At 67.9% G+C, this 23,402-nt stretch carries 25 protein-coding genes; 11 read left to right on the top strand and 14 right to left on the bottom strand.

Annotation, left to right across the window (positions count from 1 at the left end):
- Positions 1-16 precede the first annotated feature (16 nt).
- Complete coding sequence (gene dapF / locus BCEP18194_RS22325; protein WP_011353535.1) at positions 17-886, bottom strand: diaminopimelate epimerase; 870 nt, start codon at positions 884-886, stop codon at positions 17-19.
- Between the two features lie 383 nt (positions 887-1,269).
- Here dapF and BCEP18194_RS22320 point away from each other — a divergent pair, with 383 nt between their 5' ends.
- Complete coding sequence (locus tag BCEP18194_RS22320) at positions 1,270-1,548, top strand: type II toxin-antitoxin system RelE/ParE family toxin (RefSeq protein ID WP_011353534.1); 279 nt, start codon at positions 1,270-1,272, stop codon at positions 1,546-1,548.
- Between the two features lie 13 nt (positions 1,549-1,561).
- Complete coding sequence (locus BCEP18194_RS22315) at positions 1,562-1,864, top strand: HigA family addiction module antitoxin (protein ID WP_011353533.1); 303 nt, start codon at positions 1,562-1,564, stop codon at positions 1,862-1,864.
- Positions 1,865-1,885: 21 nt separating this feature from the next.
- Here BCEP18194_RS22315 and BCEP18194_RS22310 read toward each other — a convergent pair whose 3' ends face one another.
- Positions 1,886-2,770 carry a lipid A biosynthesis lauroyl acyltransferase gene (locus tag BCEP18194_RS22310; RefSeq protein ID WP_011353532.1) on the bottom strand — a complete coding sequence of 295 codons (885 nt, stop codon included), beginning with the start codon at positions 2,768-2,770 and terminating at the stop codon, positions 1,886-1,888.
- Between the two features lie 265 nt (positions 2,771-3,035).
- On the opposite strand from BCEP18194_RS22310, the gene metK reads away from it, so the two are divergent.
- Positions 3,036-4,223 carry a methionine adenosyltransferase gene (gene metK / locus BCEP18194_RS22305; RefSeq protein WP_011353531.1) on the top strand — a complete coding sequence of 396 codons (1,188 nt, stop codon included), beginning with the start codon at positions 3,036-3,038 and terminating at the stop codon, positions 4,221-4,223.
- 130 nt (positions 4,224-4,353) lie between these two features.
- Here metK and BCEP18194_RS22300 read toward each other — a convergent pair whose 3' ends face one another.
- Positions 4,354-4,695: a hypothetical protein gene (locus BCEP18194_RS22300; protein ID WP_011353530.1), complete on the bottom strand. Its 342-nt coding sequence runs from the start codon at positions 4,693-4,695 to the stop codon at positions 4,354-4,356.
- A 354-nt stretch (positions 4,696-5,049) separates the two neighbouring features.
- Here BCEP18194_RS22300 and BCEP18194_RS22295 point away from each other — a divergent pair, with 354 nt between their 5' ends.
- Complete coding sequence (locus BCEP18194_RS22295; protein ID WP_041492983.1) at positions 5,050-5,823, top strand: phytanoyl-CoA dioxygenase family protein; 774 nt, start codon at positions 5,050-5,052, stop codon at positions 5,821-5,823.
- A 149-nt stretch (positions 5,824-5,972) separates the two neighbouring features.
- Here BCEP18194_RS22295 and BCEP18194_RS22290 read toward each other — a convergent pair whose 3' ends face one another.
- The gene (locus BCEP18194_RS22290) at positions 5,973-6,179 is read right to left on the bottom strand and encodes a DUF3185 family protein (RefSeq protein ID WP_011353528.1); all 207 of its coding nucleotides are present in this window, start codon (positions 6,177-6,179) and stop codon (positions 5,973-5,975) included.
- Positions 6,180-6,372: 193 nt separating this feature from the next.
- Here BCEP18194_RS22290 and mgrA point away from each other — a divergent pair, with 193 nt between their 5' ends.
- Positions 6,373-7,416 carry an L-glyceraldehyde 3-phosphate reductase gene (mgrA, locus tag BCEP18194_RS22285; RefSeq protein ID WP_011353527.1) on the top strand — a complete coding sequence of 348 codons (1,044 nt, stop codon included), beginning with the start codon at positions 6,373-6,375 and terminating at the stop codon, positions 7,414-7,416.
- A gap of 110 nt (positions 7,417-7,526) precedes the next feature.
- Here the strand turns inward: mgrA and BCEP18194_RS22280 are convergent, their stop codons facing one another.
- Positions 7,527-7,712 carry a hypothetical protein gene (locus tag BCEP18194_RS22280; protein ID WP_011353526.1) on the bottom strand — a complete coding sequence of 62 codons (186 nt, stop codon included), beginning with the start codon at positions 7,710-7,712 and terminating at the stop codon, positions 7,527-7,529.
- Between the two features lie 302 nt (positions 7,713-8,014).
- Positions 8,015-8,896 (bottom strand): DMT family transporter, encoded by an 882-nt coding sequence (locus tag BCEP18194_RS22275; RefSeq protein ID WP_011353525.1) that lies wholly within the window; start codon positions 8,894-8,896, stop codon positions 8,015-8,017.
- A gap of 796 nt (positions 8,897-9,692) precedes the next feature.
- On the opposite strand from BCEP18194_RS22275, the gene BCEP18194_RS22270 reads away from it, so the two are divergent.
- Together BCEP18194_RS22270 and BCEP18194_RS22265 are read left to right on the top strand one after the other, a co-directional pair.
- Positions 9,693-9,905, top strand: a complete 213-nt coding sequence (locus BCEP18194_RS22270; protein WP_011353523.1) for a hypothetical protein — start codon at positions 9,693-9,695, stop codon at positions 9,903-9,905.
- 58 nt (positions 9,906-9,963) lie between these two features.
- Positions 9,964-10,986: a serine/threonine protein kinase gene (locus BCEP18194_RS22265; protein ID WP_425266330.1), complete on the top strand. Its 1,023-nt coding sequence runs from the start codon at positions 9,964-9,966 to the stop codon at positions 10,984-10,986.
- A 79-nt stretch (positions 10,987-11,065) separates the two neighbouring features.
- On the opposite strand, the gene BCEP18194_RS22260 is transcribed toward BCEP18194_RS22265, so the two are convergent.
- A complete protein-coding gene (locus tag BCEP18194_RS22260; protein ID WP_011353521.1) occupies positions 11,066-12,508 on the bottom strand; it encodes a coniferyl aldehyde dehydrogenase in 1,443 nt (480 codons plus the stop codon).
- Positions 12,509-12,547: 39 nt separating this feature from the next.
- Positions 12,548-12,904, bottom strand: coding sequence for a hypothetical protein (locus BCEP18194_RS40790; RefSeq protein ID WP_157687203.1), 357 nt, complete (start codon positions 12,902-12,904; stop codon positions 12,548-12,550).
- A gap of 331 nt (positions 12,905-13,235) precedes the next feature.
- Between BCEP18194_RS40790 and BCEP18194_RS22250 the strand changes: the two genes are divergently transcribed.
- Positions 13,236-14,876, top strand: coding sequence for a GMC family oxidoreductase (locus BCEP18194_RS22250; RefSeq protein WP_011353519.1), 1,641 nt, complete (start codon positions 13,236-13,238; stop codon positions 14,874-14,876).
- Between the two features lie 27 nt (positions 14,877-14,903).
- Here the strand turns inward: BCEP18194_RS22250 and BCEP18194_RS22245 are convergent, their stop codons facing one another.
- Genes BCEP18194_RS22245 through fliF form a run of 6 tightly spaced genes read right to left on the bottom strand, consistent with a single transcriptional unit; the run spans position 14,904 to position 21,720 of the window.
- Positions 14,904-16,247: a flagellar hook-length control protein FliK gene (locus BCEP18194_RS22245; protein WP_011353518.1), complete on the bottom strand. Its 1,344-nt coding sequence runs from the start codon at positions 16,245-16,247 to the stop codon at positions 14,904-14,906.
- A gap of 31 nt (positions 16,248-16,278) precedes the next feature.
- A complete protein-coding gene (gene fliJ / locus BCEP18194_RS22240) occupies positions 16,279-16,737 on the bottom strand; it encodes a flagellar export protein FliJ (protein ID WP_011353517.1) in 459 nt (152 codons plus the stop codon).
- A gap of 5 nt (positions 16,738-16,742) precedes the next feature.
- Entirely contained in the window at positions 16,743-18,263 is a 1,521-nt protein-coding gene (fliI, locus tag BCEP18194_RS22235) for a flagellar protein export ATPase FliI (RefSeq protein ID WP_425266338.1), read from the bottom strand.
- Between the two features lie 32 nt (positions 18,264-18,295).
- A complete protein-coding gene (fliH, locus tag BCEP18194_RS22230) occupies positions 18,296-18,979 on the bottom strand; it encodes a flagellar assembly protein FliH (protein WP_011353515.1) in 684 nt (227 codons plus the stop codon).
- Complete coding sequence (gene fliG / locus BCEP18194_RS22225) at positions 18,972-19,967, bottom strand: flagellar motor switch protein FliG (RefSeq protein ID WP_011353514.1); 996 nt, start codon at positions 19,965-19,967, stop codon at positions 18,972-18,974. The genes fliH and fliG overlap by 8 nt, the downstream gene beginning before the upstream one ends.
- Positions 19,957-21,720 carry a flagellar basal-body MS-ring/collar protein FliF gene (gene fliF, locus BCEP18194_RS22220; RefSeq protein ID WP_011353513.1) on the bottom strand — a complete coding sequence of 588 codons (1,764 nt, stop codon included), beginning with the start codon at positions 21,718-21,720 and terminating at the stop codon, positions 19,957-19,959. Before fliF ends, fliG begins: the two co-directional genes overlap by 11 nt.
- 249 nt (positions 21,721-21,969) lie before the next feature.
- Between fliF and fliE the strand changes: the two genes are divergently transcribed.
- The 3 genes from fliE to BCEP18194_RS22205 all read left to right on the top strand — a co-directional run bounded on the left by fliE (position 21,970) and on the right by BCEP18194_RS22205 (position 23,273).
- Positions 21,970-22,314 (top strand): flagellar hook-basal body complex protein FliE, encoded by a 345-nt coding sequence (gene fliE / locus BCEP18194_RS22215; RefSeq protein WP_011353512.1) that lies wholly within the window; start codon positions 21,970-21,972, stop codon positions 22,312-22,314.
- Between the two features lie 195 nt (positions 22,315-22,509).
- The gene (gene fliS / locus BCEP18194_RS22210) at positions 22,510-22,944 is read left to right on the top strand and encodes a flagellar export chaperone FliS (RefSeq protein WP_011353511.1); all 435 of its coding nucleotides are present in this window, start codon (positions 22,510-22,512) and stop codon (positions 22,942-22,944) included.
- Positions 22,941-23,273, top strand: a complete 333-nt coding sequence (locus tag BCEP18194_RS22205) for a flagellar protein FliT (RefSeq protein WP_011353510.1) — start codon at positions 22,941-22,943, stop codon at positions 23,271-23,273. Before fliS ends, BCEP18194_RS22205 begins: the two co-directional genes overlap by 4 nt.
- The last annotated feature ends 129 nt before the right edge of the window (positions 23,274-23,402 follow it).

The following is a 23,402-nucleotide window of genomic DNA, read 5'->3' as shown; positions in this document are numbered from 1 at the left end:
CAAGGACGTTGCGGGGTCAGGCGGGCAGGTCGATCTCGCCTTCGAACACGGTCGTGGCGGGCCCGGCCATCATCAGCGCGGCGGCTTCGTCGCGCGCGCCGTCCCAGCTGATCGTCAGCGTGCCGCCGTGCGTGTGCACGGTCACGGGCGAATCGAGCAGGCCGCGCCGGATGCCGGCCGCGACCGCCGCGCACGCGCCGGTGCCGCACGCGAGCGTCTCGCCCGCCGCGCGTTCGTACACGCGCAGCTTCACTTCGCTGCGCGACACGACCTGCATGAAGCCGGCGTTCACGCGCTCCGGAAAGCGCGCATGGTGCTCGATCAGCGGGCCTTCTTCGAGCACCGGATAGGCCTCGGCGTCGTCGACGACCTGCACCGCGTGCGGGTTGCCCATCGTCACCGTCGAGATCCAGCGCGTCGCGCCGCCGACGTCGAGCGGCCACAGCGTGTCGTGGCCCTCGGTGCGGCCGTCGAGGCCCGCTGCGTCGAACGGCACCTGCGCCGGCGTGAACACGGGCGCACCCATGTCGACGACGACTTCGCCGTTGTCCTGCATCGTCAGCGTGATCAGGCCCTTCATCACCTGCACGCGCACGCTGCGCTTGTCGGTCAGGCCGCGGTCGCTGACGAATTTCACGAAGCAGCGTGCGCCGTTGCCGCAGTGTTCGACCTCGCCGCCGTCGCAATTGAAGATCCGGTACTTGAAATCCACGCCGTCGACGGTCGGTTTTTCGACGAGCAGCAGCTGGTCGGCGCCGATGCCGAAGTGACGATTGGCGAGCGCACGCACCTGCGCTTCGGTGAGCGGCGGCAACGCGCGCGAATAGCCGTCGAGCACGACGAAGTCGTTGCCCGCGCCGTGCATCTTGGTGAACGAGAGTTTCACTGGGTCCGGATTTCCATGGCGAACAAGGCGGTCAGCGCGGTGCGCGCGACGCCGCGCCATGCCGGGCGGCCTCGTTCGTCGTGCTGATCTCAACCGCAAATGATACATGCAGCCGACAGGGGCGTCCTGCGCGGGCGGGGGCGGGTGAGGGTGAAATGGGGTGCATCTGCCGATCGGTCGACTGGTCGCGTGTGCGACAGGCGGGCAGATTGATGCGGTGTGGCGGACCTGTCGTCGTGCGAGCAGGGGGCGGCGAAAACACGGGATGGCGCGGGCGCGTACTTTCGTACAGGTCAAATTGACGAGGCAATCAAGCGATTCGTATAGTGTGGCTATACGCATGGGCCATGCTGTCGGCATCGCGACTCGCATCTGGGAGATCCATGATCAAGTCGTGGCAGCACAAGGGGCTGGAAGCGTTTTTCACGAACGGGAACAAGGCCGGCATCCGGCCCGACCATGCGCCAAGGTTACAGCGCCAGCTTGCGCGTCTCGACGTCGCGAGCCGGCCGCTCGACATGAACGTGCCGGGCTGGCGCTTTCACGGTCTTGCCAGGGGACTGGACGGCCATTTCGCGGTGAGCGTGAGCAGCAACTGGCGTCTGACGTTCAGTTTCGAGGGCGCCGATGCCGTCCTGGTCGATTACCAGGACTACCACTGAGGTGATTCAAGCCATGACTCGCATCTTCAATCCGCCGCACCCAGGCGAAGCGCTGCGCGACGACGTGCTGCCGGCATTCGGCCTGACTGTCACCGAGGCCGCGGCGCAACTCGGCGTCACGCGTGCGGCGTTATCGCGCATTCTGCATGGTCATGCGGGGATTTCGCCGGAAATGGCGTTGCGCATCGAGGCGTGGCTCGGCGAGGAGAACGGCGGTCGCGCGGATCTTTGGCTCGCGCAGCAATCCGCTTACGACTTGTGGCAGGCACGCGCGAAAGGCGTGCCCAAGGTAGCGAGAGCGCGGGCACGCACGTGACCGCGCGCCCGCGAGCATGGCTCAGTACAGGCTCGGCTCACCGGCCGGGCGCGTCTTGAAGCGCTTGTGGACCCAATAGTATTGCTCGGGCATCAGCGGGATCTGTTCCTCGAGGAATTCGTTCATCCGCCGCGCGTCGAGATCGTCGTCGCCGGTCGGGTAGTCGGCCCACGGCTTGAAGACCTTCAGACGGTAGCCCTTGTAGTTCGGCAGCACCTCGCCGATGAAGGGCAGAACCTGCGCGTGGCCGGTCTTTGCGAACCGGCCGACCGCCGTCAGCGTGCAGGCAGGTATGCCGAAGAAGGGTACGAACGTCGAGTTGCGCAGCCCGTAATCCATGTCTGCACCCAGCATCACCGGCTTGCGGTCGCGCAGCCAGCGCAGCACGGTACGCGCGCTGTCGGCACGGCTCGCCAGTTCAGCGCCGAAGCGGCTGCGGCCGGCTTTGGCCGCGGCTTCGATTTCCGGGCTCTTCATCGGCGTGTAGAGCGAGCCGCATGGCCGGTTGAGGGCGAGATTGATCGCCATCGAGCCGGCCTCGATGCCGACGAAATGGAAGCCGAGCAGGAGGGTCGGGGGCATGTCCGGATCGCTGAGATCGACTTCGCTCTCGACCGTAAACAGCTTGCGGTAGGCCTGTTCCGACGCGAACCACTGGTAGCTGCGCTCGACGTAGCTGCGGATCGCATGGCGGAAATGCTGCCCGGCGACTTCCTCGCGACGCTCGTCGCTCCAATCCGGGAAGCAGAGCTTCAGATTGGTGTGTACGATGCGTTTTCGCCGGCTGGGGATCTTGTAGAGCAGCCAGCCGAGACCATCGCCGAACCGTGCGGTCAGGCCGTACGGCAACAGGGCGAGCAGTTTCAGCAAGCCAATGGCGAGGTGCGTGCCTAGACGACCTAGCATGCGAAACCTCCGTGGGACCGGCTGGCCGGCGCTTTGCAAACAGGATGGTGAAACAGCGGAAGATGCAGCACGGGCGGCGCTCTGTGACAATTCAGGAAAGCCGCTATAATACGGGCTTCGCCGAGTTAACTGACAACTTGCGGGGCGAAGCCGGTTAGCGTTACACGCGCTGCCCGGTCCTGGTAATCCGCTAAAGCGTCGCCGCTTCAGGCCCAACGAAGCTGGCTACGTGAAACCAACCGTAACCACACAGGAGCCTGAAAAAGTGGCAAACGATTATCTCTTTACGTCCGAATCCGTCTCTGAAGGCCATCCGGACAAAGTCGCGGACCAAATCTCGGACGCGATCCTCGACGCCATCCTCGAGCAGGACAAGTATTCCCGCGTTGCGGCGGAAACGCTGTGCAACACGGGTCTTGTCGTGCTGGCCGGTGAAATCACCACGACGGCCAACATCGACTACATCCAGATCGCGCGCGACACGATCAAGCGCATCGGCTACGACAACACCGACTACGGCATCGACTACAAGGGTTGTGCCGTGCTCGTCGCGTACGACAAGCAGTCGCCGGACATCGCCCAGGGCGTCGATCGTGCACACGACGACAACCTCGACCAAGGCGCGGGCGACCAGGGTCTGATGTTCGGTTACGCGTGCGATGAAACGCCGGAACTGATGCCGCTGCCGATCTACCTGTCGCACCGCCTCGTCGAGCGCCAGGCCAGCCTGCGCCGCGACGGCCGCCTGCAATGGCTGCGCCCGGACGCGAAGTCGCAGGTGACGGTCCGCTACGTCGACGGCAAGCCGCATTCGATCGACACCGTCGTGCTGTCGACGCAGCACGCACCGGACATCGAGCTGCCGGCGCTGCGCGAAGCCGTGATCGAGGAAATCATCAAGCCGACGCTGCCGGCCGACCTGATCAAGGGTGACATCAAGTTCCTGGTGAACCCGACCGGCCGGTTCGTGATCGGCGGCCCGCAGGGCGACTGCGGCCTGACCGGCCGCAAGATCATCGTCGATACGTACGGCGGTGCCGCACCGCACGGCGGCGGCGCGTTCTCGGGCAAGGATCCGTCGAAGGTCGACCGTTCGGCTGCATACGCAGGCCGCTACGTCGCGAAGAACATCGTCGCCGCCGGCCTCGCGTCGCGCGCGCTGATCCAGGTGTCGTACGCGATCGGCGTTGCCGAGCCGACCTCAGTGATGGTCAACACGTTCGGCACGGGCCGCGTGTCGGATGCGGTGATCACGAAGCTCGTGCGCGAGCATTTCGACCTGCGTCCGAAGGGCATCATCAAGATGCTCGACCTGCTGCGCCCGATCTACGAGAAGACCGCTGCTTACGGCCACTTCGGCCGCGAAGAGCCGGAATTCTCGTGGGAAGCGACCGACAAGGCGCTCGCCCTGGCCGAAGCGGCCGGCGTCGAGCCGACGGCACGCGTCGCGTAAGCGTCGTTCGCTGCAAATGAAAAACCCCGGCAAAGCCGGGGTTTTTTATGGGTTCCGATCGTCGTGGCAATCGGACCGGCGGGCGGCAGCGCGACGGCGATCGTCGCGTGCGGTGCCCGCCGGCGTGTGCTCAGCGCGCGCCGAACCCGAACCAGCCGTTGCTGGCCGCGAGGCGGCGCGGGCGGTTGACGCGGCGCTGCGGGCCGAGCGCGCGGCGCAGCGCAAGCGCGCGCAGCGACGACGGCTTCTGCAGCAGCGAGCGCAGGCCCGCACGGCGCGAGAACGCCTGCGCGCTCATCATCGAGAAAAATGCGTGGAACCACGCACGGATACCGTCCAGCCGGCTATGTGCGGGCGTACGCTCGGCCAGCGCCTGCGTGCGTGCGCGGTGATGGCGCAGCGAGCGGGCAGGAGCGGGCGGCACAACGCGCTTCGCAGCGCGGCTGAGACGGGAAGTCAGACGGAATGGCATGTGAACGATGCTTCGCTTGTATGGATGGCGCCCTTGAGAGCGCACTGGTATGAACGGCCTCGGATGGCGCAACGGATCTTACCGAAACTCGCTGCGCGCCGCGCCCGCCAGAATTGACAGGCCGCGACAGGCTACAGGGGATTCATGACGGGCAAAAGTCGCGATAAACCCTTGTGCCACAAGGCGTGTGCCGCATACCGCCTGTCGGTGAGGCCAGCGCCGCGGCGAACAGTTCCCTTGAGCCGGATCAAATCCGCGATTGGCATGCCCCTGCGCACGACAATGGTGCTGTTCGCGGCATCCGGCGCCGATTTACAATCGTGTCACATTCACACAATAAGCGTCTGGCATCCCATGTCGTCTCCATTGCAGTCGGAATCGATCCGCGCGCAAGTCGCGGAATTGCGCGAGCGCGGCTTTGTCGTCGCGCGTGGCCTCGTCGGCGAGGAACAATGCGCCGCGCTCAGACAGATCGCGGAGCGCCAGTTGCGGGAGGCGGCCGAGCCGATCGAGTTCGAGGCGGACCTGCGCTACCCGGGCGCACCCGAGTCCAAGCATGCGCCGGGCGGGCATACGGTGCGGCGGCTGCTCGATGCGTACTCGCGCGATCCGGCCTTCGCCGAGCGTGCGATCGCACCTGAAATCGGTGCGTGGATGCGTGCGTATTTCGGTGAAGAACCGGTGCTGTCGCGCGCGCATCACAACTGCATGATGACGAAGCACCCCGCGTACGGCAGCCTGACCGGCTGGCATCGCGATTTCCGCTACTGGTCGTTCGAGCGCCCGGACATGGTGTCGGTGTGGCTCGCGCTCGGGCCGGAAACGAACGAGAACGGCGCACTGTGGCTCGTACCGGGGTCGCATACGGCCGAATTCGGGCCAGAAGCATTCGACGATGCGAAGTTCTTCCGCAGCGACCTGCCGGCGAACAAGAAGATGATCGACGCGGCCACGTGCCCGTCGCTGCAGACGGGCGACGTCGTGTTCTTCCACAGCAACACGCTGCATTCGGCCGGGCAGAACCGTTCCGACCAGGTGAAGTTTTCGCTCGTGTACACGTACCACGGCGCGAGCAACCGGCCGGTGCCGGGCACGCGCTCGGCGTCGAGGCCGGAAGTGCAGTTCTAGGTTCGGATCGGACGGGCGGTGACACCGCCGCGATCACGCGATGCGGCGCATCGCGGGCGTTTGAAGCAACGGGCGGCCTGGCCGCCCGTTTCGTTTGGTGTGGCCCGAACGTATGACGCGGGCCATGTGCGCATCGCGCGGCTGCGCGCTCAGCGCTTGCCGCCCGGCATCGCGAGGCCGATCAGGCCGATGAACGACGCGACGGCGCCGCCCACGATCAGCAGGATCGTCTTCGTTGCAGGCGAGCCGGTGAAGAAGCGCGACACGTTGTCGTTGATCGAATGGAACGACTGGCCGCCGAAATACAGCAGCACGACGCCGCCGACGAGCAGCGCAACCGAGATGACCCGGGACATACCAACCTCGCTGAAACGGTGATTCGAGACGCCGCAGTGTAGGCGACGACCGCGGCTGCGTCCATCGCCGTGCCGCCGAGCGCGTTCCGGCCGCTTTCGCTACCATAGTCGTCGTATGACTCCTTCGCCGCCGCCGCGCCGCATGCGCGGCCGGCGCGCGTCTCCTCTCCCGATGTCCTGACGGAACCGACTCATGGCCTACGAAGCAGCTTCCGAACGTTATGCCGGCATGCAATACCGCACCTGCGGCAAATCCGGGCTCAAACTGCCCGCGCTGTCGCTCGGCCTGTGGCACAACTTCGGCGACTCGACGCCGATCTCGACGCAGCGCGACATTCTGCGCACCGCGTTCGACCTCGGCATCAACCACTTCGATCTCGCGAACAACTACGGGCCGCCGTACGGCAGCGCGGAAACCAACTTCGGCCGGCTGCTGAAGGAAGATTTCCGGCCGTATCGCGACGAGCTGCTGATCTCGACGAAGGCCGGCTGGGACATGTGGCCGGGGCCGTACGGCAGCGGCGGCGGGTCGCGCAAGTACGTGCTCGCGAGCCTCGACCAGAGCCTGCAGCGGATGGGGCTCGACTACGTCGACATCTTCTATTCGCACCGCTTCGACGCGCATACTCCGCTCGAGGAAACGGCGGGCGCGCTCGCGTCGGCCGTGCAGCAAGGCAAGGCGCTCTACATCGGCATTTCGTCGTACTCGGCGGCGAAGACGCGCGAGATGGCCGAGCTGCTCGCGCAGTACAAGGTGCCGCTGCTGATCCACCAGCCGTCGTACAACCTGCTGAACCGCTGGGTCGAAACCGAACTGCTCGGCACGCTCGACGAGATCGGCACGGGCAGCATTGCGTTCACGCCGCTCGCGCAGGGGCTGCTCACGTCGAAGTACCTGAACGGCGTGCCGGCCGACGCGCGTGTGAACAAGCCGGGCGGCGGCTCGCTGAAGCAGGATCACCTGAGCGCGGACAACCTCGACCACGTGCGCAAGCTCAACGCGATCGCCGAGCGGCGCGGGCAGAGCCTCGCGCAGATGGCGCTCGCATGGGTGTTGCGCAACGGCCGCGTGACGTCCGCGCTGATCGGCGCAAGCCGGGCGGAACAGGTGCGTGAGAACGTCGGCGCGCTGAAGAACCTCGAATTCTCGGCGGAAGAACTCGCGGAGATCGATCGTCACGCGACGGAAGGCGGCATCAATTTGTGGGAAAAGCCGTCCACCGATCAGGCGATCTGACCGGCGGTCGATACGGCATGCGAAACATCGCGTGCCGTATCAATGGCCTGCGCGCAGCACATCGCATCGCTGCAATGCAGCGATGCACGCCACGCACGGGTGGTGCGCCGCTAGATCAGCGCAGGCAGGCCTTCGACAAGCAACACCGCGACGCCGACGCCAAGGATGACGCCGAGCACGCGTAGCAGGTTGTGGCGGAATTCGGTTGCGCACGGCACCGCGCCGAGAAATAGCGCTCCGGCCAGCGCCATCGGAATCAACAGGATGAAGTCGCCGATCGTGAAGTAGGTCGTCATGCGTGTCTCCAAGGTCGACCGGAGTGGGCGCTTGCGCGCGTGCTCCGGCCCCATGCCGGGTGTTTCTAGTATTGGTCCGACCCGATTGCGAGCGGGGCGGTCAATTCGAGTATAGGCAAACGACGACGCTTTTCGCTATCCGAACCATTAAAAATCAGCGGAAAGCCCGGCGAATCGCGCATTTTTCCCGCAAGTTCGACGAACGCCTTGCACGTATCTTTCCCGTGCCTTTCGATTTTTGCGGATTCGTCGTATGTGTCCGATGCGTGCCGCCGTACCCGCGGGCGCGGCGGCACGCCCGCTCACGCGCGGTCGGGTTGCACGCGGGCGGCCGGTGCGCGGAACACGAGTGCGAGCCCCGCGATGATCGCGCCCATGCCGGCGAGCGCGAGCGGCTCGGGCCGGTTGCCGAGCCACACGGCATCCATCAGCGTGGTGACGACGGGCACGAGATAGAACAGGCTCGTCACGTTGACGAGATCGCCACGCTGCATCAACCGGTAGAACAGCAGTTGCGCGATCACCGAAATCACGATGCCGAGCCACAGCAGCGGGATCACGAATGCCCAGCTCATGTCGAACGACACCGGCCGGAACGGCACGATCGCCACGCACAGCGCGAGGCCGATCGCATTCTGCAGCGGCAGCACGTCGGCGGGCGCCGCACGCACGCGCTTTTGCAGCAGCGAGCCGGCGGTCAGCGCGACGAGCGCGATGAGCGCGCACGCGATGCCCACGAGCGACAGGCCGCCGTCGCCTGTGCCGCGGAACACGACGAGCGCGAGGCCGGCCAGCGACAGCGCGAGCCCCGCGATGCGCACGGGCTGCCAGCGCCGCTCGACGATCGCGAGCGTGAGGATCGGCTGCACGCCGAGGATCGTCGCGAGCACGCCCGGTGCGATCCCGCGTTCGAGCGCGAGCAGGTAGAAGATCGAATAGCCGCCCATCATCAGCAAGCCGGTCAGCGCGGCCATGCGCCGCTCGCCGCGCGGCGGCAGCCAGCGTTTGCGCAGGAAGGCCAGCCCGAGCAGCACGAGCGATGCCAGTGCGAAACGTGCGGTGAGAAAGACGAACGCGGATGCGTGACGCAGACCGAGTTCAGCGAAGATCGCACCGCTGCTCCACAGCAACACGAAGAGCGACGTCGCGCCATGCGCGGCGAGCGCGCGTTTGAACGAAACCATGTGAATCCACCTGTCGAACGGATCGAAATGTTCCATTCGCGCGCGCAGCAACACGCCGTGCGTCACGACGCACGAATGCAGGCCTGCGGGCGAATGGAAGACGAAACGGAGCCGGCTGGTCAGCCGGCGCGTGCCGCCGGAGGGGGCGGCGCGGCGCCGACGAGCGGCGGTGCGACAGGAGGAGGAAGGACCGACGGATGCGCGCACGCCTGCGGCCGCGAGTCGAACTGCGGCCGGGATTTTGCAAGGGCGGACGTGAACGGATGCATCGTGTCGGAATGCGCTTGAACGCGAATGAGCATCAAAGGTACCGCAAGGCCGGCATCGGACGCAACACCTGCCGGCGGCATTGCATGACGAAGGGCGAAGAGCGAAGGCGATGCGTGCGCAACCATCGCTGCGCGGGCCGCGTTCGATGCAGGGGGAGGGCGATGACGGTGCAACGTGGTTCGTCAACCGCAGTCGCGCGAATGTGCGTGGCGACCCGGGGCCGGACCCACGATGCGCGCGTGGCGTCCGTCACGCGTGTGCCGCGGTGATGCCGGGGATTCGGCGGGCAGTCACATTCGACAGGGTATGATGGGGGTAACCGGGCGGGCAAGCGTCTACCCCGGTGCAGTGGTTGATTGGAGACATTCGACGAATTCGCGGCACTTCGCCTGCTTCTTCTTCTTTTCGTGCTTCGATAAACCGTGAACAATGGGATTACGCGCAACGCTCCGTCGAGAGCGCGCGGATCGTGCATTTGCCGGCCTCCAGCGGGCCGGGTTTCAAGATTCAAGAGTGGGGAACCATCATGCATGTCGGGTCGATTGTCTGCACTACCCATATCGCGGTGCCGAAGGGCGCGCGCGGCATCGTCCAGCGCGTCCTGGGCGACATGGCCATGGTGACCTGGTACGCGGGCGTACCGGGCGAGTCCAAGGAACTCAACACCGAGCCGTTCTTTCTCGAGGACCTGATCGACACCGGCGAATCCGTGCTGCCGGCCGGCGCGGCGCTTCACTAAGCGCAACCACCGCACCGGGCGCTCGTCTTTCGGCCCGGCTGGCGGCACAATGCGGGGCATGAAAGACGTCACTTCCGCTCCCGCTTCTCCCGCCGGCCCGCCGTTCGCCGGACTCACGCCCGAGTGCGTGCTCGACGCGCTCGACAGCGTGCTGATTCCGGCTGGCCTGCGCACCGACGGGCGCCTGCTCGCGCTCAACAGCTACGAAAACCGCGTCTATCAGGTCGGCATCGAAGACGGCCCGCCGGTCGTCGCGAAGTTCTACCGTCCGGCGCGCTGGTCGGACGAAGCGATCCTCGAAGAGCACGCGTTCGTCGCCGAACTCGCCGCGCGCGAGATTCCGGCGGTGCCCGCGCGCACATTCGACGGCCGCACGCTGCACGCGTTCGACGGCTTCCGCTTCTCGATCTTCGAGCGGCGCGGCGGCCGCGCGCCCGATCTCGATCGCAGCGACACGCTCGAATGGCTCGGCCGCTTCATCGGCCGGATCCATGCGGTCGGCGCGACGCAGCCGTATGTCGCGCGCCCCGTGCTCGACATCAGGACGTTCGGCTACGAGCCGCGCGACTACCTGCTCGCGCACGATTTCATTCCGGACGATGTGCGGCCCGCGTACGAGACGGCCGTGACGCTCGCGCTCGAAGGCGTCGAGGCCGCGTTCGAGCGGGCGGGCGAGATCCGCCTGCTGCGCACGCACGGCGATTGTCATCCGAGCAACGTGCTGTGGACCGATGCCGGCCCGCACTTCGTCGACTTCGACGACAGCCGGATGGCGCCCGCGATCCAGGATCTGTGGCTGCTGCTGCCGGGCGATCGCGAAGGCGCGTCGCGTGCGCTGGCGGACCTGCTGGCCGGCTACGAGGATTTCTGCGAATTCGAGCCGCGCGAGCTGCATCTCGTCGAAGCGCTGCGCACGCTGCGGCTGATCCACTACGCGGCATGGCTCGCGCGGCGCTGGGACGATCCCGCGTTTCCGGCCGCGTTCCCGTGGTTCAACACGCATCGTTACTGGGAAGCGCGCGTGCTCGAGTTGCGCGAGCAGATCGGCGCGATGCAGGAAGGGCCGCTCTGGCCCGTGTGACGGCGCGCGCGGCATCCTCGCCGCGCGGCATGCCGGTGCGGGCCGCGGCGCGATGCGCGCGGCCCGTTTCCCGTTTGGCTCAGAACTTCAGCATCAGCTTGATCAGCGCGGCGAAGCGCTTGCCGTACGGCGGCGCGAGCAGGTTGCGTGCATTCAGGCGCGGCTGCGTGAGCACCGGCTTCATCTTCGAGAACGTCACGAAGCCATCGTAGCCGTGATACGCACCCATGCCGCTCGCCCCGACCCCGCCGAACGGCAAGCTGCCGCACGCGATGTGCATCAGCGTTTCGTTGATCGACACGCCGCCCGAGATCGTTTCGCGCATCACGCGGTCGATCGTGCCGCCGTCCTCGTCGAACAGGTAGAGCGCAAGCGGACGCGGGCGCGCATTCACGTATGCGATCGCTTCGTCGAGCCGTTCGTACGGCACGAGCGGCAGCAGCGGCCCGAAGATTTCCTCCTGCATCAGTTGTGATGCAGCCGGCACCTGCGTGACCGCGCACGGCACGAAGCGACGCGATGCGGGATCGGATTGCGCGTCGGACAGCGGATGCAGCTGCGCGCCGGCCGACTGCGCGTCGCTCGCGAGCTGCTGCAGCCGCGCGTAGTGGCGCGGCGACACGATCGTCGTGTAGTCGCCGTTGGCCGACAGGTCGGGATACATCTTCGCGAAGCGTGCGCGCGCGCGCTCGATGAACGCGGCTTCCATCCCGCGCGGCAGCAGCACGTAGTCGGGTGCGATGCAGGTCTGGCCGGCGTTCAGTGTCTTGCCCGCGACGATCGCGTCGACGGCCGCATCGAAGCGTGCGTTCGGGCCGACGATCGCCGGCGACTTGCCGCCGAGTTCGAGCGTGACGGGCGTGAGGTTGTCGGCAGCCGCGCGCATCACGTGGCGGCCGACATGCGTCGAGCCGGTGAACAGCAGGTGATCGAACGGCAGCCCGCTGAACGCGGCGCCCACTTCCGCATCGCCGTTCACGACCGCGACGTGGTCGCGCGTGAAGGTCTTGGCAATGAGCTGCTCGAACAGCGCCGACGTGCGCGGCGTCAGTTCGGACATCTTGATGATCGCGCGGTTGCCGGCCGCGAGCGCGCAGATCAGCGGGCCGGCCGCGAGCAGCACCGGATAGTTCCACGGCACGACGATGCCGATCACGCCGAGCGGCTGCGGAATCACCTTTGCGCGCGCCGGGCGCAGCCACTTGTTCATCGGTTTGCGGATCGGTTTCATCCAGCGCTTGCCGTGCTTGAGCGCGTCGTCGATCTCTTCCTTCGCCATCCAGATTTCCGACAGCAGCACTTCCTGCTTCGCGCGATGACCGAAATCGGCACTGATCGCTTCGGCGAGCGCGTCCGCATGGTCGATCAGCATCGTGCGCAGCGCACGCAGGTGCTGCACGCGCGTTTCCCATGCCGGATACGGCGCGCGCAGGTAGGCCGCGCGCTGGTCGCGCAGCAGCGCCGTCAGTGCATCCACCGACGGCAGGGCTTGCGGGGCCAGTTCGGGCAGGTCGTTCTTCATGTCGTCTCCTCCAGTTGGGCCTGGCTGGTCGGCCGGCCGTCACGCCGCACGCGCACGCTCGGCGAGCGCGGCGACGCGGATCGGGGTGGTGCGTGTCGCGCGGCGCGGGGCCGGATGCGACGTGTGCTCGAAAAACGGTTGAAGCGTGCAGCGGGCGTCGCATCCACGCGACGGTGTGCGCATCCGGAAACCGCTTGTTGGCGCATGCGCGTGCGGCGCGATGTGGCTGCCGACCGGCACGCATCGCTGCGCCGCGAGCGCCTGCTGGTGCACCGACACAGCGCGGCGCGACGTGTACGCCAGATCGTGCCGCAGCGCATCGTGCAGCTGCGACGAGAAACCGTCCAAACGGTCGGCGACGACACGTGCCGTTCGATTTCGACCGACTGCGCGCATGACGTCGAGCCTCTCCATGCGGGCAGCCGTTTGAAATGAAATGCGGGCTGCGCGCATCGCATCCGGACAACCCGGTCGGCACGCGGCCTGCAGAACCTGGCGCTGCATCGTCGTCACTCCCGTTTCACGACGGATCGGCTTCTGGTGGCCGGCGCGTCGCGCAAAGCGAATCGATACATCTTAAATTTAGTTCACGCGGGCGTTTAGAGGAATCGCTCTTGAATCCGCGCGCCGCGCGTGCGACGGCCATTCCTACAATGCCCGAATTACAAGAGGGGACGCGGTCGCGCGGCGGTGCCGGGCGCCTTCCATGACACGACGGAGACGTGACATGCAATACGACTACATCATCGTCGGCGGCGGTTCGGGCGGGTCGAGCCTGGCAGGCCGTCTCGCCGATGCCTGCCCCGATGCGACGATCGCGCTGATCGAAGCCGGTTCGCATACGGAGCGCAACCTGCTCGTCAACATGCCGGTCGGCATCGCGGCGCTGGTGCCGTTCAAGCTCGGTACGAACTACGGCTACGAGACGGTGCCGCAGCCGGGCCTCGGCGGGCGGCGCGGCTACCAGCCGCGCGGGCGCGGGATGGGCGGCTCGAGCGCGATCAACGCGATGATCTACACGCGCGGCCACCCGGGAGACTACGACGAATGGGCGCAGCTCGGCGCGACCGGCTGGGGCTGGCAGGACGTGCTGCCGTATTTCCGCCGGGCGGAAGGCAACGCGCGCGGTGCCGATGCGTGGCACGGTGCAGACGGCCCGCTCACGGTGTCGGATCTGCGCTTTCGCAATCCGTTCTCCGAACGATTCATCCAGGCCGCGCATGCGGCCGGCTATCCGCTGAACGACGACTTCAACGGCGCGACGCAGGAAGGCGTCGGTTTCTATCAGGTGACGCATCGCGACGGCTCGCGCTGCAGCGTCGCCCGCGCGTACATCTACGGCCGCAACCGACCGAACCTGCACGTGATCACCGATGCGACGGTGCTGCGGGTCAGGTTCGACGGCAAGCGCGCGGCCGGCGTCGCGGTTGCGCGCAACGGGCGCGTCGAGACGCTCGACGCGCGCGCGGAAGTGATCCTGTCGGCCGGCGCGTTCAATTCGCCGCAACTGCTGATGTGTTCGGGGATCGGGCCGGCGGAGCAGCTGCGCCGGCACGGGATCGCGGTCGTGCAGGATGCGCCGGACGTCGGCACGAACCTGATCGACCATATCGATTTCATCATCAATACGCGCGTGAATTCATCGGAACTGGTCGGTGTGTGCCTGCGCGGGATCGCGAAGATGACGCCCGCGCTCGCGCGCTATTTCTCGAGCCGCACCGGGATGATGACGAGCAACGTCGCGGAGGCCGGCGGCTTCATCAAGAGCGATCCGTCGCTCGAGCGTCCCGACCTGCAACTGCATTTCTGCACGGCGCTCGTGGACGACCACAACCGCAAGATGCACTGGGGCTTCGGCTATTCGCTGCACGTGTGCGCGCTGCGGCCGTTCAGCCGCGGCACGGTGGCGCTCGCGAGCGGCGATGCGCGCGACGCACCGCTGATCGATCCGCGCTTCTTCAGCGATTCGCGGGATCTCGACCTGCTCGTGCGCGGCACGCAGGCGATGCGCACGATCCTGTCGCAGGCGCCGCTCGCGTCGCAGGGCGGGCGCGAGCTGTACACGCGGGCCGACCAGAGCGAAGCGGAGCTGCGCAAGACGATCGTCGAGCACGCCGACACGATCTACCACCCGGTCGGCACCTGCCGGATGGGTTCGGATGCGCGCGCGGTCGTCGATCCGCAACTGCGCGTGCGCGGCGTCGAAGGGTTGCGCGTGGTGGATGCGTCGGTGATGCCGACGTTGGTCGGCGGGAACACGAATGCGCCGTCGGTGATGATCGGCGAACGCGCGGCGGACTTCATCGTCGCCACGCGCAAGGGCGCGGCGCCGCGCGGCGAGGCAGCCGCTGCGGTGCACGGCCGCTGAGCGGCGCGCGCACGGCGGCGGCCATGCTCAGGCAAACGTATCGACGAGGCCGGCGCGGCTCACGCTCGCGGCGGCCGGTGCGGATTGCGCAGCGCCGACCGGTGCATCGACGGCTGACGATCCGCCGCTCCCGCGCCGCGCCGACTGGCCGCCGGCGAAGGATTGTTGCGGGTTCTGCTGCTGCGAAGCGAAGCCGCCGTCGCTGACGGTCGCGCTCCCGAGCCCGAGCCCGCCCGCTTCCATTGCCTCGCGCAGCTTCGGCAGCGCGGCTTCGACCGCTTCGCGCACCTGCGCGTGCTGCGATACGAACAGCGCATGCGCGTTGTTGTCCGCGACGCGCAGCACGACCTGCAGCGGCCCGAGATCGGCCGGATTGAGCGTCAGTTCGGCGCTCTGCTGGTGCGCGTTCGACAGGAACACGACCTTCTGGCTCAACGCGTCCGTCCAGTCCGGGGTGCTGATGTGCGGCGCGAGCACGTGCGCGTTCGCGGCGGCGATCGCCCCTGCGGCCGGCGACAGCTGCAGGTTCGCCTGGGCCGCGGCCGCAGCCGTGGCGCCGGCCGCGAGCGTCGCGCTGGCGGCCGGATCCATTGCGTCGCCGGCTGCCGCGAGCGCGTGCTGCTCGCCCGACTGCGCGTTCGCGTTGGCCTGCAGTGCCTGTGCGGTGGCTTGCGCCGGTGTTTGCTGGGTGGCGAGCGCGCCCTTCGCGTCGGCGAGCGTGCGGTCGAAGGTCGGCACCTTCGGTGTCAGCGGCGCGGCGGTGCCGGTCGCTGCGGTCGAGGCGGGTGTCGATGCCGTCGTACCGGTCGCGGGCATCGCGATCGCGCCCGAGCCGCCCGTCAGCTTGGCGAGCGCGTCCTGCAGCGCATCGCGGCTCGTTGCCGGCGTGGCCTGGGTGGCCGCGGCCGCATCCTTGGCCGCGTGATCCGCCAGCGTAGCCGTGGCATCGGGCTGGCCGGACACGGCCGCCTTTTGCGCCGCGGCCGCGGCGGCTGCCGCATCGGTCGGCGTCGCGTTGTCCGTGCGCGCCTGCAGTTGCGCCTGCACCGCCGCGGCGGCCGCGAGCGCGGCGGCGTCGGGGTTGGTGGCGGCGTTCGTGGTCGTATCGTCGGTCGTGTCGTCGTCATCGGACGGCTTCGTGCCGGCGGCCGGCTTCGACGAAGCCTGTTTCGTCGACGCATCCGGCACGCGGGAATTCGACGCATCGTGACGGGTGATGACGCTTTGCTTCAGCGTCTGCGCGAACGGCACGGCGGTCGTCGCGCTCGCGGCATCGTTGCCGGCGGCGCTGGACGAACCCGAGCCGCGGGCGGCCTTGAGTGCGGTGCCGGCGGTGTCGAGCAGCGCGCCGAGCAGGGGCAGGGGAGGCATGTCGGTTCTCTCGTTCGAATGCGGTGGTCGGTTACGACGAACGGGCCGCGTCGGCCCGCATGCGCAGGATCTTCGCGGCGTGTTCGTCGGCGTCGCGCTGTTCGCGCCGGGCGTCGCGCTTGGCTTCCTGCGCGATGCCGCGCGCCTGCAGGATTTCAAACGAGCCGACGGTGCGTTTCTTGTTTTGCCAGTTGGGGCGAGCTTCGTCGATGCGGACTTCGGCCGCGGCCAGCACGCTGCGCTGTTGCGCGATCGCGGCGTCGAGCGTGTCGATGAACGCCTGGAAATTGCGCCAGTTGCCGGCCGGCATCCCGTGCTGCGCGGATTGCGAGAAGCGCGCGTGGTATTCGTCACGGTAGCGCAGCAGCGCGTCGAGCTGCTCGGCGGCCGCGGTGCGGTCGCGCTGCGCAGTGCCGAGCTGCTTCGTGGCGGAGTCGAGATCCTCCTGCGCGCGGTCGAGCAGCAACTGAAGGGGAAAGCCGTGTGCCATCGGGATCAGCCTCCGTAAGCGTCGAACAGTGCATCGAGCCCGGCGAGGCTCGACGCGAACGGCGCGCATTCGCGAAAGCCCTGCTGCAGGAACGCCTCGATGCGCGGATAGAGCGCGATCGCGCGGTCGAGCTGCGCGTCGCGGCCGGGCGCGTACGCGCCGACCGCGATCAGGTCGCGGTTGCGCTGGTAGCGCGACAGCATCTGCTTGAACTGCCGGACATGGTCGAGGTGCGTTTCGTCGATCAGCGCGGTCATCGCGCGGCTGATCGATGCCTCGATGTCGATCGCCGGATAGTGGCCGGCCTCGGCGAGCGCGCGTGACAGCACGACGTGGCCGTCGAGGATCGCGCGCGCCGAATCGGCGATCGGGTCCTGCTGGTCGTCGCCTTCGGTCAGCACCGTGTAGAACGCGGTGATCGAGCCGCCGCCTTCCGGCCCGTTGCCGGTGCGCTCGACGAGCGCGGGCAGCTTCGCGAACACCGACGGCGGGTAGCCCTTGGTCGCGGGCGGCTCGCCGATCGCCAGCGCGATCTCGCGCTGCGCCATCGCGTAGCGTGTAAGCGAATCCATCAGCAGCAGCACGTGCTTGCCCTGGTCGCGGAAATACTCGGCGAGCGACGTCGCGTAGGCCGCGCCCTGCATCCGCAGCAGCGGCGACACGTCGGCCGGCGCCGCGACGACGACCGAGCGCGCGAGCCCGTCCTCGCCGAGGATCTGTTCGATGAATTCCTTCACTTCGCGGCCGCGTTCGCCGATCAGCCCGATCACGATCACTTCCGCGCTCGTATAGCGCGCCATCGTGCCGAGCAGCACCGACTTGCCGACGCCCGAGCCCGCGAACAGGCCCATCCGCTGCCCGCGGCCGACGGTGAGCAGCGCGTTGATCGCGCGCACGCCGACGTCGAGCACGTGGTGGATCGGTTCGCGCTCGAGCGGGTTGATCGACGGCGCCGACAGCGGCGCGTCGACCTTCGACGCGAGCGGGCCGAGGCCGTCGAGCGGGCGGCCCGACGCGTCGACGACGCGCCCGAGCATCTCCCAGCCGACCGGCAGCCGCTTCGCGCCCGCGAGCGGATCGGCGACGGGCGCGCTTTCGCGCGGCCACACGCGCGCGCCGGGCAGCACGCCGGCGACGTCGGTGGTCGGCATCAGGAACAGGCGGTCGCCGGCGAAGCCGACGACTTCGGCCTCCGCGTGCGGCAGCGTGCTGCCGGGCGGCAATTCGATCGTGCATTCGGCGCCGACCGACAGGCGCAGCCCGATCGCCTCGAGCACGAGGCCGGCCGCGCGCGTGAGACGCCCGCACGGCCGCAGCGGCAGCGCGCGGCGGCTGCGCGCTGTGAGCCCGTTCAGGTGGGTGCGCCAGTGCGCGAGATGCGGGTTGTTGGGTGCGCGCGGCGTGGCGCCGGCCGCGTCGGACGCGGCAGCGGCGATGTGCGGAGTCGTGTCTTGTGCGGTGTCGTGAGCGGTGTGGTGCTCCGGGCCGAACGACGCGAGCGCGAGCTCACGCTCCAGCGGCGTCATGCCGTCGTGCGCGAGCGCCTCGGGCGGCCGCGTCACCACGTGCTCACCTTGCCGATCGCGGCGGCGACGCGCTGCCAGCGCGTGGGCAGCGTCGCGTCGACCTCGCCGGTCGCGGCGTGCGCGCGGCAGCCGCCGCGCTCGATCGACGCGTCGGTGCGCACGTTCCAGCCGAGCGTATCGAGATCGTCCTGCAAATAGGCTTCGACGACGGGCAGGTCGGCCGGATTCACCGCGAGATGCGGCGCGCCGGACAGCGCGGGTTCGGCCGCGAGCACGTCGCGCACGGCGGCAACCAGCGCAGCCGGATCGTGCTTCACGTGCTGGCGCACGACCTGCTGCGCAATGTCGAGGGCGAGCTGCGCGATGTCGGCGGCCAGATCGTGTTCGACGGTCGACACGGCCTCGCGGAACGACGCGGCAAGTGCCGCAAGCTGCGCGGCCTGTTCGCGTGCGTCGGCCTGGCCAGCCTCGAAACCCTGTTCACGGCCCTGGTCGAAGCCGGCCTGGTAGCCGAGCGCCTGGCCTTCGACGTGGCCGGCCGCATGGCCTTCGGCGTGCGCGGCGTCGCGCACGCGTTGCAGTTCCTCGGCGAGCGCGGCGGCGGCCGCTGCCGCGTCGTCGGGCGGCGGCGGGGGCGGCGGCGGGTCGAACGACGCCATCTCCCACCGCTGGTACGCGGTGAGGGTGCCCGCGCGATCGCTCGCCGAATCAGACATATGCGTCTTCCGCCTTGCCGCCGATCGCGATCGCGCCGCTCTCGGCCAGGTTGCGCACGATCTGCAGGATGCGGCGCTGCTGCGTCTCGACGTCGGACACGCGTACCGGGCCGCGCGCGTCGAGATCCTCGGCGAGCAGTTCGGCCGCGCGCTGCGACATGTTCGCGAGGAACTTCTGGCGCAGTGCCGGCGGCGCGCCCTTCAGCGCGATGATCAGCGTTTCCGACTCGACTTCCTTGAGCACCATCTGGATCGCGCGATCCTCGAGGTCGAGCAGGTTCTCGAACACGAACATCTGGTCGATGATCTTCTGCGCGAGTTCGGCGTCGTACTGGCGGACGCTTTCGAGCACGCCTTCCTCATGCACGCTCGTCATGAAGTTCAGGATCTCGGCCGCGGTGCGGATGCCGCCCATCGGGCTGCGCTTCAGGTTGTCGCTGCCGGACAGCAGGCCCGTCAGCACGTCGTCGAGTTCGCGCAGCGCGGCCGGCTGGATGCCGTCGAGCGTCGCGATCCGCAGGATCACGTCGTTACGCAGCCGCTCGGTGAAGCACGACGCGATTTCGGATGCCTGGTCGCGGTCGAGGTGCACGAGGATCGTCGCGATGATCTGCGGATGCTCGTTCTTGATCAGTTCGGCCACGGCGCCCGAGTCCATCCACTTCAGGCCCTCGATGCCGCTCGTGTCGCTGCCCTGCAGGATGCGGTCGATCAGCACGCCGGCCTTGTCCTCGCCGAGTGCCTTCGTCAGCACCGAGCGGATGTAGTCGCTCGAATCGAGCGACAGCGCGGTGTGCTGCTCCGCTTCCTTCGCGAATTCGTGCAGCACGTCCTCGACCTGCTCGCGCGTGACGTTCTTCAGCGCGGCCATCGCGGCGCCGATCTTCTGGACCTCGCGCGGCGCGAGGAACTTGAATACCTGCGCGGCCTCTTCCTCGCCGATCGACATCAGCAGGAGCGCGCTCTTGGTCAAGCCTTCAGCGTTCATCGGACACCCAGTTCTTCACGACGGTGGCGACGATCTTCGGATCCTGGCGGGCGATCGTGCGCGCGTAGTCGAGGTTGCGTTCGTAACGGTTCTTTTCGCTTTCGAACCCGAGCAGCAGCGCGTCGGGCTCCTCGGACTTCTCCGGTCCCGGCAGGCCGTCGAGCGCGACGGAATCTTCCGGTGCCGCGAGCGCCGGTGCGACCGGCTCGGGCGGCGGGAACGCACGGCGCATCGCCGGGCGCACGAACATGAAGTAGAGCGCCGCGGCGGCCGCAGCGATGCCGAGCCACTTCGCCGCTTCCTTCGCCATCGCGATCATGTCCGGCTGGCGCCACCACGGCAGGTCGGCGTACGGGTCGCTCACGGTCGAGAACGCGCTGTTCACGACGTTCACCGAGTCGCCGCGCTTCTCGTCGTAGCCCATCGCATCCTTCACGAGCTGTTCGACCTGCGCGAGCTTCGCGGGCGGCAGCGGCTGCATCGTCACGTGGCCCTTCGCGTCGGCGACCGGCTGGTAGTTGACGACGACCGCGACCGACAGCCGCTTCACGCTGCCCATCGGCTGCTCGAGATGGCGGATCGTCTTGTCGACTTCGTAGTTGGTCGTCTGGTCCTTGCGGTCGCTCACCGGGGTTGTCTGCGGCGCGTTCTGGCCGTTGCCGGCGACGATCGGCGCGGAAGCCGGTTGCGGCGGCGTGTTCGACAGCGCGCCCGGCACGCCCGACGCGCCGCCCTGCGCGAGTTCGGTCGCGCTGCTGGTCTGCTGGCTGCGGATCGCGGATTGCTGCGGATTGCCGTTCGGGCCGTAGCTTTCCGACGTCTGCTCGATCTTCGAGAAATCGAGGTCCGCGCTGACCTGCGAGCGCGCGTTGCCCGTGCCGAAGATCGGCGCGAGGATCGCGTCGATGCGCTTCTGCGTGTTGTGCTCGACCTGCTGTACATACTTGAGCTGGCTCGCGTCGAGGCCGGATGCCGACGCGGTCTGGGTCAGCAGGTTGCCGTCCTGGTCGACGATCGTCACGTTCTTCGCGGGCATGTCGGGCACGCCGGACGACACCATCCGCGTGATTGCCTGAACCTGGCCCTCGTCGAGCACGCGGCCCGGGTAGAGGTCGACGAACACCGACGCGCTCGGCGCTTCCTTGTCGCGCACGAACACCGACGGTTTCGGGATCGCGAGATGCACGCGCGCGCCGCGCACGGCGTTGATCGATTCGATGGTGCGCTGCAGCTCGCCTTCGAGCGCGCGCTGGTAGTTGATCTGCTCGGCGAACTGGCTGATGCCGAATTTCTGGTTGTCCATCAGCTCGAAGCCGACCGAGCCGCCTTTCGGCAGCCCCATCGCGGCGAGCTTCAGGCGCGTTTCATGCACCTGGTTCGACGGCACGAGGATCGCGCCGCCGGCATCGGCGAACTTGTAGGGAACGTTTGCCTGCTGGAGCGCGGCAATGATTGCGCCGCCGTCGCGATCCGACAGGTTGCTGTACAGCACGCGGTAGTCGGGCGCACGGCTCCACAGCACGAGCGCGGTGATGACGGCGACCGCGAATGCGACGGCGATCAGGAACGGCAGCTTCGGGTTGCCCTTCATCCGCGAGATGCCGGGGATGCGTTCCGCGAAGCCGCCAAGCCCGAAGTCCGCGCCTGCGCCACCCGCGCCCGGCAACGCGGCGGCCGCGGCGGCGCCGGGCGCCGGGCTGGCGAGGCCCGCGCGGGCGTCTGGGTTGATCAGCGAGTTGGCCTGCGAATCCATGCGTCGAGTTTCTCCGGAGCGGGACGACTGAGCTCGCTCGGACGAGCGGGCGGACAATGACACGATGCGATTATCGTGACCCGGGCCGTACTCCGATCGACCGAAAAGAGCGGGGTTTCCCCCGTACTTTCTCGGCTTTGACGCGCGTCACGCTGCTATCCTTTTTCGGAATCCGGCATGGCGCGCGTGGTGCGGCGCCGGCGGATCTCCCGGTGCGTCCGGGTCTCTTCTCTCAGTTTCGGGGACAGCATGACGGCGAACGTCAGCGGAATCGGTTCGGTGTTGCAACAGATGCAGTCGATGGCCGCGCAGGCGTCCGGCGGCGTCGCGAGCCCGACGGCGGCACTGGCCGGCTCGGGCGCGGCGACGGCCAGCACGTTCGCCAGCGCGATGAAGGCGTCGCTCGACAAGATCAGCGGCGACCAGCAGCACGCGCTCGGCGAGGCGCAGGCGTTCGAGGTCGGCGCGCCGAACGTGTCGCTGAACGACGTGATGGTCGACATGCAGAAAGCCAACATCGGCTTCCAGTTCGGGCTCCAGGTCCGCAACAAGCTAGTGAGCGCTTACAACGACATCATGCAGATGTCGGTGTGATAAGGGCGGCTATGCGGGGAAAGCTGTCCGTGGACGGCCATCCGGGCGGGTCTGCGGACCGGCCCTTCTGCGCCAGGCGGCACGCTCCGCTTGCCTAAAGCTTTCCAAATCCCTTCCGATAACTCCGGTGAAGGCCGCGTCGTGCGATGCACGGCCGCGGTTCCCGTATAGCCAAGGCATAACAAGGAGAAGCGCATGTTTTCCCCAGGGCACGCTGGAGCCAGTGCGTACGCGCGTGTCGGCGTCGAGACGGGGGTGATGGGCGCCTCCCCGCACCGGTTGATCGCGATGCTGTACCAGGGCGCGCGGCAGGCGATTGCGCTGGCGCGCCTGCATTTGCAGCAGGGCAATGTGTCCGCGCGCGGCGAAGCGATCGGCAAGGCGATCCGGATCGTCGACAGCGGGCTGAAGGCGTCGCTGAACCTCGACGCGGGCGGCGAGATCGCCGAGCGGCTGGACGCGCTGTATGCGTATATCGGCCGGCGTCTGCTCGAAGCGAATGCTCAGGCGAGCGACGCGATGCTGGTCGAAGTCGACGGGCTGCTCGCGACGCTCGAGGAAGCATGGACGGGGATCGCCCCGGAAGTCGCGCGGATGGCCGCGCAACAGGCAGTGGAAGCATCACGATGAATCGCAAGGCCGAATACTTCGAACGTTACGAGGCGCTCGCCGCCGTGTCGGGCCGAATGCTGGGCGCCGCCCGCAGCGCCGACTGGAGCGCGTTGCCGGGGTTGCAGGCCGAATTCATGCGGTTGGTCGACGGGCTGAAGGAAGCCGATCCGGGCGTCGTGCTCGACGAATCGGATCTCGGCCGCAAGCTCGACCTGATCCGCCGCATCCTGGCCGACGACGCCGCGATTCGCGATCTCGCGAGCCCGGACGTCGCGCGGCTGTCCGCGCTGTTCGAGGCGCGGCGCTCGACCAAGGTATTGACCGATCTCTACCGCGCGCGCGGGTAGGGCCCGTTTCCGGGGAAACGGGCGCGGGAGCGCACGAATCCGCTGTGGCAGGCGCGCAGTTCCCGCGGGCGGCACCAATGTGCCGTTCCCGGATTCGCAACGATGTGGCTGAGATAAGCAGGCTCCGAT

This window comes from Burkholderia lata (assembly GCF_000012945.1).
Taxonomy (GTDB): Bacteria; Pseudomonadota; Gammaproteobacteria; order Burkholderiales; family Burkholderiaceae; genus Burkholderia; species Burkholderia lata.
Note: the sequence above shows the minus strand (reverse complement) of the source record. Positions and strands in the feature narration are given on the sequence as shown.